At 54.8% G+C, this 11815-nt stretch carries 9 protein-coding genes, 1 tRNA gene and 2 pseudogenes; 5 read left to right on the forward strand and 7 right to left on the reverse strand.

What is annotated here, in order from left to right; genetic code table 11:
• From J7G73_RS06020 to J7G73_RS06035, 4 genes and pseudogenes are all read left to right on the forward strand, one after another.
• A pseudogene (locus tag J7G73_RS06020) lies at nucleotides 1-199 on the forward strand (hypothetical protein); the annotation flags it as partial.
• Nucleotides 187-2127 carry a MobP3 family relaxase gene (gene mobP3, locus J7G73_RS06025; RefSeq protein WP_291245608.1) on the forward strand — a complete coding sequence of 647 codons (1941 nt, stop codon included), beginning with the start codon at nucleotides 187-189 and terminating at the stop codon, nucleotides 2125-2127. The pseudogene J7G73_RS06020 and the gene mobP3, both read left to right, overlap by 13 nt.
• Nucleotides 2128-2196: 69 nt before the next feature.
• A complete protein-coding gene (locus tag J7G73_RS06030) occupies nucleotides 2197-2415 on the forward strand; it encodes a helix-turn-helix domain-containing protein (protein WP_087188798.1) in 219 nt (72 codons plus the stop codon).
• Between the two features lie 57 nt (nucleotides 2416-2472).
• Nucleotides 2473-3702 (forward strand): site-specific integrase, encoded by a 1230-nt coding sequence (locus J7G73_RS06035; protein WP_119347217.1) that lies wholly within the window; start codon nucleotides 2473-2475, stop codon nucleotides 3700-3702.
• Between the two features lie 76 nt (nucleotides 3703-3778).
• Here the strand turns inward: J7G73_RS06035 and J7G73_RS06040 are convergent, their stop codons facing one another.
• Nucleotides 3779-4366, reverse strand: coding sequence for a helix-turn-helix domain-containing protein (locus J7G73_RS06040; protein ID WP_119347216.1), 588 nt, complete (start codon nucleotides 4364-4366; stop codon nucleotides 3779-3781).
• A gap of 271 nt (nucleotides 4367-4637) precedes the next feature.
• Here J7G73_RS06040 and J7G73_RS06045 point away from each other — a divergent pair, with 271 nt between their 5' ends.
• Nucleotides 4638-5279, forward strand: a complete 642-nt coding sequence (locus J7G73_RS06045) for a hypothetical protein (RefSeq protein WP_119347215.1) — start codon at nucleotides 4638-4640, stop codon at nucleotides 5277-5279.
• 360 nt (nucleotides 5280-5639) lie between these two features.
• Here the strand turns inward: J7G73_RS06045 and J7G73_RS13685 are convergent, their stop codons facing one another.
• From J7G73_RS13685 to J7G73_RS13690, 6 genes and pseudogenes are all read right to left on the reverse strand, one after another.
• Nucleotides 5640-5978 carry a helix-turn-helix domain-containing protein gene (locus J7G73_RS13685; RefSeq protein WP_367113958.1) on the reverse strand — a complete coding sequence of 113 codons (339 nt, stop codon included), beginning with the start codon at nucleotides 5976-5978 and terminating at the stop codon, nucleotides 5640-5642.
• 1005 nt (nucleotides 5979-6983) lie between these two features.
• Nucleotides 6984-7059 (reverse strand) — tRNA-Pro (locus J7G73_RS06055).
• A gap of 192 nt (nucleotides 7060-7251) precedes the next feature.
• Nucleotides 7252-8916 (reverse strand): hypothetical protein, encoded by a 1665-nt coding sequence (locus tag J7G73_RS06060; protein ID WP_291245609.1) that lies wholly within the window; start codon nucleotides 8914-8916, stop codon nucleotides 7252-7254.
• Nucleotides 8916-10475 (reverse strand): hypothetical protein, encoded by a 1560-nt coding sequence (locus J7G73_RS06065; protein WP_291245610.1) that lies wholly within the window; start codon nucleotides 10473-10475, stop codon nucleotides 8916-8918. The genes J7G73_RS06060 and J7G73_RS06065 overlap by 1 nt, the downstream gene beginning before the upstream one ends.
• 574 nt (nucleotides 10476-11049) lie before the next feature.
• Entirely contained in the window at nucleotides 11050-11478 is a 429-nt protein-coding gene (locus J7G73_RS06070; protein ID WP_291245611.1) for a cupin domain-containing protein, read from the reverse strand.
• Nucleotides 11479-11706: pseudogene (locus tag J7G73_RS13690) on the reverse strand (poly(ADP-ribose) glycohydrolase domain-containing protein); the annotation flags it as partial. It abuts the gene before it with no gap.
• Nucleotides 11707-11815: the final 109 nt, after the last annotated feature.

An 11815-nucleotide genomic window follows, 5' to 3' on the forward strand; every position in this document is an offset into this window, starting at 1 on the left:
GGAGTTCACCCGGGAGGTGGAGCTGGATCTGCTCATCGGGATCATCGCGGATGCGGTGGAGGTAGACCGGGACGATCTGAAACGCAGGCGGGCGCAGAGCGTTCGGAACGTGATAGCCACCAACGGACTTATCTCGCTGGAGAAGCGGACACGCTCCGCCGGGGAGCCGGACTGGGATGGTGACGAATGGCAAGACTGATCCTGAAAAGCCCCTACATCAAAAGCACCGGCGGCGCGGCGGGGTACCTCCGCTACATCGCAACCCGGGAGCGGGTGGAGATTCTTCCGGATGACCGTCCGCCCACACGCAAACAGGAGAAGCTCATTGCAAAGCTGGTGAAGGATTTCCCCGACACCAAAACTCTCTACGAGTATGAGAGCTTCCAGACCAAGCCCACCAAGGCGGCGGCCTCTGCGTTCATCACCCTGGCGCTGGAATCCAACTGGGATGCGCTACGCCAGTCGGAGCAGTATATGAAGTACATCGCCACCCGGCCCCGGGCGGAGCGCCTCGGTTCCCACGGACTGTTCGGCGACAACGACGGCGTGTCGCTTGAAAAAGCGATGGCAGAACTGGAGCAGTACACCGGAAATGTGTGGACGCACATCATCTCTCTCAAGCGGGAGGACGCGGCGCGTTTGGGCTTCAACAACGCCGCGGCGTGGAGAAATCTCATCCGCGCCCACCGCAACGAGATCGCGGCGGCGATGAAAATACCACCTGCTGACTTCCGCTGGTACGCGGCCTTCCACGACGAGGGCGAGCATCCGCACATCCACATGATGGCCTGGTCGGCCACGCCAGGACAAGCCTACCTCTCCAAAGAGGGCATCCGCCAGATCAAGTCCAGGCTGACCAACGACATCTTCCGGGATGAGATGCTCCACCTCTACGAGCAGAAGTCGGAGTCCCGGGACGAGCTGGTGCGGCAGGCGCGGCGGGCCATGCTGGAGCTGGTGCAGGCGATGCGGGACGGCCTGTGCGACCACCCGGAGGCCGAGCGGCTCATGCAGGAGCTGGCGGCGGGTCTGGGGACGGTCAAGGGCAAGAAAACCTACGGCTATCTTCCCAAACGGCTCAAGGGGCTGGTGGACGAGATCGTGGATCAGATGGAGCGGCTCCCTGTGGTGAGCCAGTGCTACGACCAGTGGCTCCTGCTCCAGGGAAAGGTGGATGGCTACTACCACGACAAGCCTCGGGAGCGGCTCCCGCTCTCCAAGGAAAAGGAGTTCCGGCAGATCAAAAACGCCGTCATCCGGGAAGCGGAGCGGCTGCGTCTGGGCCAAGTTACCTTCGAGGACCAGGACATGGGCCAGCGGGATGAGCCGGAGCAGTTCCGAAATGCGCCCTATGCGTACTGGACGCTGCAGGAGGTCATCCGAAATGAAGAGCTGACGATGGAGGAGCGGAGCGGCGCGGTATCGGAGCTGGAGAAGCTGGCCAAGGGCGGCGACCGCTACTCGCAATACCTGCTGGGCAAGCTCTGGCGGGACGGCCCTCTGCTGATCCCCGACGGGGTGAACGCTCGGTATTGGTTCGAGCAGGCCGCCCGGCAGGGGCATCCGGCGGCGCAGTACGCCCTCGCCAAGCTGTTTCTTTCTGGCGATCTGGAGGTGCGGGACACCGCGCGGGGCATGGACTGGCTGCGCACCGCTGCGGAAGGCGGAAACAGGTGGGCCATGTACCGCCTGGGCAAAGAGCTGCTCCGCGGCGAGATCACGAAACAGGACGCGGCGGGCGCCGTGGAGTGGTTCACCCGTTCCGCCGAGCAAGGCAATCCCTATGCCCAGTACCTGCTGGGCAAGCTGTACCTCATGGGAAAGGAAGTGCCCCGGGATGAGGAGCGCGCCGTTCAATGGCTGACCCGGTCGGCGGAGCAGGGGAACGAATACGCCCGGTACCTTCTGGACCACAGGGAGGAACAGCGTCCGCCCGATGTGATGCTGGCGGTAACGCGGCTGCTCTACCACATGAGCCGGGTGTTCCAGGACAACTCCCTGCCCGAGTCCCGCCCCGGCGGCATCCAGATCGACCGCAAGCGGCTCAAAAAGCTGCGGGAAAAGAAGATTGCCCAGGGCCACAAACCGGATGACCATGAGGAGCAGCAGCCCGAAATGACCATGTGAGCGGCGCAGAAAATGGGCCGCAAAACAAGGAATAAAATCCCTTCCGCGGGAAGGGTGGAAAGGAATCTGATGAAACGATCCAAGTATAACTCGTTCAACGAGCTCCCTCTGATGCTGACCGTGCAGGATGTGGCCGATGTGTTGGGTATCGGCCTGGCCCACGCCTACGAGGTGGCGCACCGGAAGGATTTCCCCACCATCACCCTGGGCAGCCGCATCATCGTCCCCCGGGATAAGTTCATGGCGTGGATCGAGGAGCAGGCGGCTCAAAAGACGGAAATATTTTAGTAGCTATTTCCGGGATTCTGTGGTATTTGTTTGTGTTGCCGAAAGGAGGGACAACCAATGGCAAAGAAACGAGCAAACGGCGAGGGCAGCATTCGCAGAAAGCCCAACGGCCGCTGGGAGGGCAGATACACCCTGGGGATCGACCCCGCCACCGGCCGTGCCATCCAGAAAAGCGTGTCCGCCAAGACGCGGGCCGAGTGCAAGGAAAAGCTGGACCGGGCCATCCGGGACAACCGGGGCATCCCGATGGACCACAACGAGGACTACACCGTGGCGGAGTGGTGCAGGCTGTGGTTCGAGACCTACAGCAAGCCGGTGATCCGCCCCAACACCGCCAAGAACTACAGGAATATCATCGAGAACCACATCGTGCCGGCCATCGGGATGGTCAAGCTCAAGCGGCTCACCGCCATCCAGATCCAGCAGATGTACAACGATTCCAAGGCCCGCGGGCGGGTGCAGCGGTTTGAAACGCAGACCAACACGGCCCTGTCCGGCAGTACGGTACGCCGCATCCACATGGTGCTCTCCTCGGCGCTCAAGCAGGCGGTCAAGGAGCGGATCATCCCCTACAACCCCTGCGACAACTGCCGCATCCCGCGCAAAGAGCACCGGGAGATGACCATCATCCCGCCAGAGAAGCTGGGGACGTATCTCCGCGAGGCAGAGAAGTACGGCGTCCTGCCCATGTTCTTCCTGGAGCTGTCCAGCGGCCTGCGGCGCGGGGAGCTACTGGCGCTGCTGTGGGATGACCTGAACGTGAAGGATCGCATCCTCTCGGTGAGCAAGCAGGTCACCCGGATCGACGGGGAGCTGGTGATAACCGAGCCGAAAACCAAGAACTCTGTCCGCAGAGTGGCGCTGTCCCAGCAGGCAGTGGACATCCTGGTGCGGGAGCATGAACAGCACCCCGACAACCCCATCCTGTTCCCATCGCCCCGCACCGGTGGCTACTGGAGCCCAGATGCGGTGTCCAGGATCAATCGCAAGCTGCTGGCAATGGCCGGTATCGAGGAGCATGTGCGCTTCCACGATCTCAGGCATACCTTCGCCACCATGGCCCTCTCCAGCGGCGTGGATGTGAAGACCCTGTCCAGTATGCTGGGCCACTTCAGCGCCGGGTTTACCCTGGATACCTATACGCACATCACCAACGAGATGCAGAGGGGCGCGGCGGAGAAGATCGGCGGCTTCATGGAAACGGCCACAGCCAAGCCGGAACCCGAGCCGCCCGACCCGCCGGAGGAGAGCCGGTGCAAGGTGATACCATTCGAGAGAGTGGGGTAAAGGAACTCTATATAAAAAGTCAGAGTGCATCCCTTGCGGATGCACTCTGACTGCGCTTCGTGTTTATCGCACCTGGTTATCGGATCTGCTTCACCATCAATCCATGGCGATTGCAGTAGCAATACAGGTATCCTCGGCCTCGGAGACGAAAACGGCACTCTGCGTTTCCTTCCGGGTACAGCTTGATCATCTGAAACTTTTCGGATGTCACATAGGCCAAAAAGGAGATGTAGTGGGATTTTGTCATGGGATGATGGACGGTGATGAAGTGCTCATCCTCTACCGGCTCGATCTGGATCTCATGGTGTTCATCGGGCGCTTCCGCTTCCAAAGCAGGAAGAGACACGCCGCAGCAGCTGATGACCGTATCCCCCAGGGTGTGGATCACGTTGCCGCAGATGGGGCAGACGTACAGCTTGGAGCGAAGCAGATTGGCGGATCTGTTTTGATTGATGACAGCATCGCCCTTCATGAGTTCCATGACAGAGACCCCCAGGGCAGCGGAAAGCGGTTCAAGGAGCGAGATATCCGGCAGCCCTTTGGCGGTCTCCCACTTGGAAACGGTCTTGCTGCTGACATCGATCTTATCTGCAAGTTCTGCCTGCGTCATCTTTTTCTGCTCCCGCAGCTGCTTGATGGTATTGCCGGTGACATATAAGTTCATGCGTTTGGTCTCCTGTACAAAGATTTTATCGAGATTATAACAGGAGAGGTGCGGCTCCACAACCTACGCAGCGTAGACATGCAGCCAGGAACGGCAGAGAATGCCAGCGGCTTCGCGGAAATGGACACGGTCAAGCCGGAACCGCCTATAACGCACGAAAAAGCAAACCTCGCCATATTCAACCAGCAGTTCAATGACAACTGATCAAGTTTGGAGTATGCTTGACCCATCAAATCGTTCCGCCGGGGAGTGACATAAGGAGGTATGATCCATGAATATGAAAGATGCGTTTCGATTCCAGAATAAACTGAAAGCTCTGATGTGTGAGGCCACTGCCATCCTTCAGGACCGGCGCAATATCGTCAAGGTCAAGACCACTCATCTTCGGAGCAAGGTCATGTCCGATACTCAGGATGCCGTAGTGGAGGAAGCTGCTCCCAGCGAGTATGCCGGCCACGCCAACGAGGTAGCCGCCTTCCTCATGTCCCTGCTGGAGGAGCGGGAGAAATTGTGCCGGGCTATCCACGGCGCCAAGAACGCATTGGATTTGGATATGGACAGCGAGGTGGGCCTGAACCGGCAGCGTCAGGAATTGGCTGAGGTATTCCGCCATATGACCATGCTCCGCAACAGTGAAAAGACCATTACCGGCGGAGGCTCCGGCTTCCGATTCAACGGCGAGGGAAACCAGGTCTCCTACCGCTGTGATGCCACGCAGGTCACAACCATCGACTTTGATCGGAACAAGATCCGAGGCATGGCCACGGCGCTCAGCAAGAGGGCTGACGAGATCTCCATGTCCCTGGACAAGTGTCTGGTCAACACCGAGGTATCCTATGAGCCGCCCTTTGACATAAATGACAGCTTTGAGGACATCCTCAGCGATTTTATCGAAAAGAGTACGGCTGCATAAATGCCGTCACCACACCTTCAGGTGTGGTGGGCGTGGCAGAATGGATAGGCAGTGATGATCGGTTCAGGCGCAGATGAATTATGATGCTGCGCATTCCCCGGCAAAGAATGGACTGCATCTGATGAATGCAACATGAGCTCATAACTCATTGTGAAAGGCTCGTCAGTCGCCTCCATCCTCGTCCACCGAAATACTGCCATTTCTAACACACATCCATTGTCAAAAGCAGAATTCGACCTTACGCTTCTCTGATACCTGCCATAATGGCGTGATATTCTATTATGAAGTCGCTTGTTCACCCAAGGGCTGCGGCCGTCCAGCAGGATCGCGGCAGGCCCATGGGCACAGGCGGATAAGGATCTAAGCGGTTTTGAAATTCTGCCATGCCCACTGTACCTGAAGAAATTTCCCCATAAAAAGACCTGAGCAGCAGGCGGCTGCCTGCTGCTCCCAAGAAACGATATGAGAAGTGGAGATGATGATCTCGTTCATCGGCACCTGGAGCAAAGCGCTCAGTGCATAGAGGTTATCTACACTGGGAAGGCTCTGGCCCCGCTGCCATTTGTAGATGGCTTGCGGCTCCTCAAATCCGAAATAGCGCTGGAGATCTCGGACTGTCAGGCCGCGATCCTTCCGGAGCCGGCAGATATTCGCCCCGGTAGCCACAGGATCGATGACAGGAAACTGAATCATGGACATATGGATCGCCTCCATTCATCAGGATGATCTCCGCCTCAGCGGAGTACTTCAGCATACCTGATATGTTCTGAAATAGCAAGCGATCTTTGCCATTTGTAATGAGATTGTTATAGAAGAGTCTACGATCGGAACATCCTCGGTGCCATCCGTATATCAGCCAGCGATTGCTGTGCTGTGCCCTCTGGGGTGACCACACCAAGACAAAAAGAAGGAGATGATCAGCTGTGACGCAGTTGGTTCCATTGGACAAACGCAGTAAGAAAGCCCGGCGGGAATACCACGCGAAACAGCGTGGCTCCTGGCACGGGGTCAACCCAATCACCCGGACCGTACAGAGCAGGAAGACTTATGACAGAGCAAGAGTTAAACAAGCGGATCGCCGAGATCTTGGGATCTACTAAAAACGAGCCCGGATGCGGTCGACGTTCCGGTCGCCAATATCGCCGTACCCAATGTGTCAAGCACTCAGACCATCTTCTGTTTCTCATTCAGCACAGCAGGTACGCACCAAACATGGGGTATATCAAGGGAGACTATGAGAGATTAAGAACGTTACTTCATTCCGGACTGCACATTCAGTATATGAAGTCCAGCGATTGTCAACAGTACCTGAAGCGAAGATCCAATCGAAAAGTCCGTAAGTATTTCGGCCTATCGAAGAAGGGCAACCAGTATCGTAAAGTGTTTGAATACTGGTGGACGCTTTATTGAATTTAAGATAGGTCAAAGATCGACTTACAGCAGGAGAAATCCTGCTTCACGACCTACACAGCGTAGACATGCGATCAGGAGTAGCCGACAACAGCACCGATATTAACGGAAAAATGCAGAAGTTTCCCTGTTAGGGATGGGTTAGGGATTTGGCGGTTCCAGTCGCTACACTCACTCATGCCCCAGCCGCTGTTCTGCCCCTGGGACCGCCGCAAAACAGCAATCTCCAAAACCGCAAAACCCGAACTCAAAACGCAGAAAAACCGCCTAAATAAGCGGTTTTTCTAAGAAAGGTGGTCCGAGTGACAGGATTCGAACCTGCGGCATCCTGCTCCCAAAGCAGGCGCGCTACCAACTGCGCTACACCCGGATATGAAGTTGTGGGGTGGCCCGGGCGTATTCTCCCAAGAATGCGTATTCTGTCCCGAACAATTTCTGGAACATAAAAAAGCAGGGCGACCCTGATCGGTTGGTCGGACCACCCCGCAGTGAATCTGAAAAAGAACATAAGAAACTTCTGGAATCAGCAGCTCCTATTCAATGCTGAATCAAAAACCAGCCATCAAGAAAAGAGCTTGCTCTTTCTGCGCACCATGTACATGTCGGGATCCGCCAAAAGGGCATAGGGATAGGGACCGGGCGTGAAATCATCCTGTCGCACCTTCTGTGCGGTGAGGGTGCCGGAGAAATGAAGCTCGTTTTCCGGATCCATATCATCAACAATCAGGTCATAACTGCTGTGAGGAGGCAGGGTCAATTCCAGGGCGCAGGAAGGCACTTCGCTGCGTTTGAAGTTATCCGCCTGGTAGCGCAAAGGCTGTGCAGAATGCAGCAAGGATTGAGAGACATATCGTCTCAGGCACATGCGGTACATTTCGCTGGGAGTCGCCCCGTATGAAGTGGACGGTTGTTTTCGGGTTTTGTCTGCATGTCCCATCAGTTTGGGGGTTTCCGGAGCATCGAAACCGCTGTGACAATAAAGGAAGGTGCAGAAGTTGCGTCGTTCCGAGTGACCGGTCAGTCGACGGTATACGTGTTCGTTTTGCTGTTTGATATTGAATACATACTGTCTGGCAGCGTACAAGGACTGGAGCATGCCCTCATTGCGCAGCAAATCAGTAATAGCGTTCGACAGATGATCCCGATAAATGCGCATCGTTGCGGGATCGGTGAGGAAGGCGTCACCTTCCGATTGACCGCAAAGCAGCTGCAGGGAGAGGTCCCCATGGATTACACTCAAAGTCATCGCCCGTTGATACATGGCTTCGCCTACCTCTGGGCATAAGGGGATGATGCGATAGGAGGGCAGGGTTTTGGGCATTTCAGTGCACTTGCCGTCTGGCAGCAGCTGGCCGGAAACACGCAGATAATACATCCGTCCCTGCGATCCATCCAGATAGCCCAGCGAGCAAAACAGCAGACCGGTAAACTCGCCGATTCGAAGTCCGGTATCGGTGAGAATGCTGATCACATCGGCAAGCGGGGAGTTTTTGCACAATGCGAGCAGCTCGTCAGGCGGCAAGCTGCGAACCCCATCCACCTGAGACATAATCGATGACAGGTGGGATGTTTTGCCGTCGAGGTCCGGGGGAAGACAGTCAATCTGTATGTCATCCTCTTCAATCAGGTAACTGATCAACTGTTTCAGCAAACCGTAACGCTTCTGTGCCGCAGATGGCACCTCCTGATACGGATCATCCTTTTTGCCTTTTGTCGCTTTGCGTGCAGCATCGCAGATGGATTTGAAAACAGCGGTATAAATCTCATCGTTGATTGTAAGTGCGTTGATACCATCCAGATGAGGAATCAGTTTGTCGAATTGATAACCATAATCCTTGACCGTGAGCGGAGCCCAGTTTCTTTCGCGCTGTGAAAAGGCAAAAAATGCATCCCGGTAGGTGCGGGCCAATTCTCCCAGATCGACCGCGGGAGCGGTTGAAGCCTGCCCGGAATCAAAAAATCCAGCCAGATGCATCTGTGCAATGATACCGTCAGCAATAGACGGGAAGAGGTTCTTTCGGATATCATCAATGTCCCTGCCGAAAATTGCTGTTTCGGCGGGTTTGTCGCTGTCGCTGCCGCGGAGCTGCCGTTTTGTGATCGCCTTTCCGGTTTTCGGATCACGGGGTGTAATGCGAATACGGCATGGTGTGTCACTTGCCTTGTATGAGGAGGGATACGACAGGTTTGCTTTAAAATATACGCCGTTGTGTTCAAAATCTTCCATTAATTATTGGACCTCCATGATGCCAGAATGGCATAGTTGCTGTTGATGCGGATGGTTTGCGCTGTATCGGTGTTGTTTTCTATATGGAAAATGCGACGCTGCGGAACAGACTGGTCTGAAAACGGTGTGTACCGGCGCAGTCTGAGATAGCGGGTAACGGCATAATCGTCGCACAGGGTGTCCAGGTAATGTTTCTCGTCCATCGTTGTGGCTGGCAGGCCGAACATAGCGTGGATCATGGCATCATCGGCCCCACAACATTTGGCGATGTATTTGGCATCCCGCTGTAGCAGCTCAATGTCCCGCTTTTCGGTCTGAAACCTGGATTTGCCGCTCTTCTTCGTGCGTGGAATGTTCGCTTTGGGGATGCCGGCCTGCTGCATGATCGAGTTGATGCGATCACGGATATCTTTTGCTCCAACGATTTTTCCCGAACTCATGCCGGAAAGGCGCATGTCGGCAATTTGAGCATTAGAACACCCGGAGCTGTGCAGATACTCAATATACTTCAGCATAACGTTTGCCACCCATGGAGGGAAAACGACACGCCGCAAACGATGAATCGGGAAATCGTCATTATCGGCACTGATTGCACGGCAAACAGTGTTTGTGTCCCGGATCTGTTTGGTCACCGTGATGGTGTAGCAGTTTTCATCACGCAGTTCCAGCTGATCGATGTCGCCAAAACACAGAGCGGGAATTTCGTTGGGAGCCAGACCGGTGTAGATCAGTGCAACCAGCCAGAGATCATAAAGACGATCGGCGGGGGCAAGAATGGAAAAGAGAGCGGCGCGGAATGTATCGTCCAGATGATTTTCACGGCAGCTGTTGATGATCCCACGGTTCTGGCGCTTTATGCGGGTGATTTCATCAGAGAGTCGCACTCCTTCGCGTGCAGCAGGATATCCGTTTTGCACAAGCGACTGGAACAACAGTCTGTATGCCGCCTGTGTATGGGTTTTTGCAGTTAGCGAGATGGTTTCATCGTTTTTAAGTCGACTATTGAGTCTCTGAACGATCGCCTTCTGCCGATCGGGCGACAGCTGATGAAGCTGGATGTCGCCGATCATCGGCAATATAATTCTGTTGATACAAGACCGCAGTGATGCAGCTTCTTTGAGAGATTTGTCTGCGTAAAGGGTGTCGCCCACAAAATGGACGTAATCGAGCACGGTCACGTTTCCACATTTCAAATTACTTTTCCAGAGGGGGCGAAAAAGCAATTTGGCGATGCGTTCCAGTATCGGGTAGGCTTCCCTGTGAAGGAGTTCTTCTGCCTTTTTACGGCTTTTTCCGCGGCGTGCGAGTTTGAATTCGGCATTGGGATGGCAACGTGCCTTCTTTTGGATTTCCTCCAAATCCGGGGTAATCAGCTGGGCGAGGACAGAATATTCCTGCTGACGATGTTCCAGTTCCGCAGCCAGCTCGGCATTGGTATATGGATTTTTGGTGTTGGGGTTGATCAACTTATAGAAAGCGTCATAGCTTCCTCTATATGGTTTGGTGACTTGGCGGCCGGTTCCGCCCATGATCGGAAAGTCGTTTTTGGAATGGCTCATATGCCGAATCCTCCTGAGGTTATAAGAATTTGTGCTGTTTGGTTCTTATGAAACCCCTTTTTCGGATTCTTTCCAGTTTTTTTGCATATGGCTGCGTACAATTTTTTTCGTCAAGTTCGAAGGGGAGACTTATGGTCGTGAAGGGCTTGTCCCTCCGTTCATCGAGGGTTCCTTATTATAGAAGGATTTTCGGGTTTTTTAAGACAAAACCGCCTGCGTTTTTCATTACGGATTGTATGGTGGTACATTCGTCCTTTTTTCGGTAGAAACAAAGCAAGGGAAGAAGCAGAAAATGAAGCTGCTTTTTCCTTGGGTGCGGTTATGCCCTGGCATGCTGCTTTGCCGGTTCCTTGTTGGACAGTGAAAGTTTCTTCTCTTCCTTCAATTTTTACCTTGCGTGAAGAAGCCGGAGGCTTCTTGAATCGGACAATCTCCTGCAGGGAGAACGCACAAAACAAACAACGCCCAGACATGGCGGAAAGCTCTGCTGAGTCTGGGGCGTTTTGTGGAGGCACTTCTCATTGGTTATTGAGAAGTGCCGCTTTGTTTCAGTAAGCCGTCAAAAAGGTGTTTTTTAGGAGTCGGCGTCCTCCTTGTTGGGTTGGACAGTACCCCAGGGGTGGTGAGGGGGCGCATAGATGGACGACAGCTTCAGAGAGCAATCGCCATCGTTGAAAATGTTGTGCCAGGTGCCGCAGGGCACAAAGACAGCGTCACCAACATGCAGGGTGTACGTGGTGTTCAGATGACATTTGTTGGAGCCCATCTTGACAATGGCTTTGCCGGCCTCCACTCGGATGCACTGGTCCGTATCGGGATGCATCTCAAGGCCGATGTCATCGCCAACAGGAATGCACATCAGGGTCATCTGAAGATGATGACCGGTCCAGAATGCAGTTCGGTAGTTTTCGTTTGCACGTGCGGCACAGGGAATGTTGGCTGCATAAGGGTTGGGGACGTGGTCAGTCTGGTCGCAGTTGCTGAAACAGGAATCGTGGTTCATGGGATTTTCCTCCATTTCGTTATGTGATGTTTCATAATATGCAGTCTGCCACCAGAGTGTGAATCCCCCCGATCTGTGTCGACGGCAAAGTGCTTCCTCCTGTGCGGAGCGGCCAGGGGGGATGCCGCCGTCCGGATTGGTTGCTGATGCAACTTTAATCCGGCAACCGCTCTGCCGGATTTTCCGACTGCCTGCAGAGTCCGATCCCGGGATGCAATTCGGGTGGATTGCTCAAACCACTCCGGTAGTTCAGCATCAGGGGAAACCGGACTGGAACCGTAGAATACAGAGTCAGGTCTGCTAAAGTGGATTTACATAAGAGGACATTGCCTGAAAC

The organism is Allofournierella sp., assembly GCF_017889395.1.
Taxonomy (GTDB): Bacteria; Bacillota; Clostridia; order Oscillospirales; family Ruminococcaceae; genus Allofournierella.

Bases quoted from the DNA above. Each gene is read 5' to 3' on its own strand.
- mobP3 (WP_291245608.1), top strand. From the start codon at position 187: ATGGCAAGACTGATCCTGAAAAGCCCCTACATCAAAAGCACCGGCGGC.
- J7G73_RS06030 (WP_087188798.1), top strand. From the start codon at position 2,197: ATGAAACGATCCAAGTATAACTCGTTCAACGAGCTCCCTCTGATGCTG.
- J7G73_RS06035 (WP_119347217.1), top strand. From the start codon at position 2,473: ATGGCAAAGAAACGAGCAAACGGCGAGGGCAGCATTCGCAGAAAGCCC.
- J7G73_RS06040 (WP_119347216.1), bottom strand. From the start codon at position 4,366: ATGAACTTATATGTCACCGGCAATACCATCAAGCAGCTGCGGGAGCAG.
- J7G73_RS06045 (WP_119347215.1), top strand. From the start codon at position 4,638: ATGAATATGAAAGATGCGTTTCGATTCCAGAATAAACTGAAAGCTCTG.
- J7G73_RS13685 (WP_367113958.1), bottom strand. From the start codon at position 5,978: ATGTCCATGATTCAGTTTCCTGTCATCGATCCTGTGGCTACCGGGGCG.
- J7G73_RS06060 (WP_291245609.1), bottom strand. From the start codon at position 8,916: ATGGAAGATTTTGAACACAACGGCGTATATTTTAAAGCAAACCTGTCG.
- J7G73_RS06065 (WP_291245610.1), bottom strand. From the start codon at position 10,475: ATGAGCCATTCCAAAAACGACTTTCCGATCATGGGCGGAACCGGCCGC.
- J7G73_RS06070 (WP_291245611.1), bottom strand. From the start codon at position 11,478: ATGAACCACGATTCCTGTTTCAGCAACTGCGACCAGACTGACCACGTC.